This window comes from Candidatus Niyogibacteria bacterium CG10_big_fil_rev_8_21_14_0_10_46_36 (genome assembly GCA_002772995.1).
Lineage (GTDB): Bacteria > Patescibacteriota > Minisyncoccia > 1-14-0-10-42-19 > 1-14-0-10-42-19 > 1-14-0-10-46-36.
The window spans coordinates 56,524-57,463 of sequence record PFCO01000006.1 but is presented as its reverse complement, the minus strand read 5'-3'; the positions used below and the strand labels follow the sequence as shown (position 1 = coordinate 57,463).

General features: G+C 44.4%; 1 protein-coding gene. It reads right to left on the bottom strand.

Translation table 11 applies throughout. The features are described from left to right. Window positions 1-507: 507 nt before the first annotated feature. On the bottom strand, window positions 508-940 hold a 433-nt coding region (locus tag COU47_02900), incomplete at its 5' end, for a ribose-5-phosphate isomerase (protein PIR69498.1).

Sequence of the window (940 nt, the reverse complement as noted above, 5' to 3'; positions counted from 1 at the left end):
CAAAGTGCGCTTCACGCCTATGTACATAAATTGTAATGCTATTATCCATAAAATGTATTTTATATAAATCGTGTTCACTATTTCTAACGTGATTCATTCCTTTTAGTATATAAAAAAACAGGCGCATTTTCTACGCCTGTGTGATTTTTATTTTCTTCTCCATACGCCCTTCTGCTTAAGATGCTCGTTAACTAACACGAGTGTCCAGTATCCAAAAAACCAACACCATCCGATATACGCCATGCCCTGTTCTCCTCGGTCATGAATTTTTAATCTATCTTCCAAAAAATGAAAAAGTAATGCTCAATGCCCCCTTTCACTGATCTTGCTTATCTTTATCGCGTCTCGGATAAAATACGGCATTGGCAAGTTTTATGCCTATACCCGCGGCAGCGAATATAAAAACAATAAGACCTCCAATGATAAAAAACGGATGCGCCCCGCCCAAGGCACTCATGACTGCGTCTGTCATTGTTAAGACACCTCTTTTTTTCTGTGCTCAAAATACTATTTTTTGTCTATTTTGTCAATTCTTCTTTGATGCCGCACTTCACCCGAAAATGCCGTTCCAAGCCATAGCTTTACAATGCTTTTTGCTTCTTCGTCTGAAAGAAACCGCGCGCCAAGCGACAATATATTTGCGTCGTTATGTTCGCGCGAAAGAACAACAATCTCCTTATCCCCTCCATAGTACACGGCCGCACGAACCCCCGCCACGCGATTAGCGGCCATCGCTTCTCCCTGCCCCGAACCGCCAAGAATAATTCCCCTGCTTTCCGGGTCCTTGCTGATGGCTTCCGCCAGCGGCCGGATGAAATCCGGATAATCGTCCTGGTCATCGAGACTGTGAGCCCCCATGTCCTGAACATCGTGACCTCCCTCTTGCAGATACGCTTTTAATTTTTCCTTAAGCGCAAAGCCTGCGTGGTCTGTTGCCAAA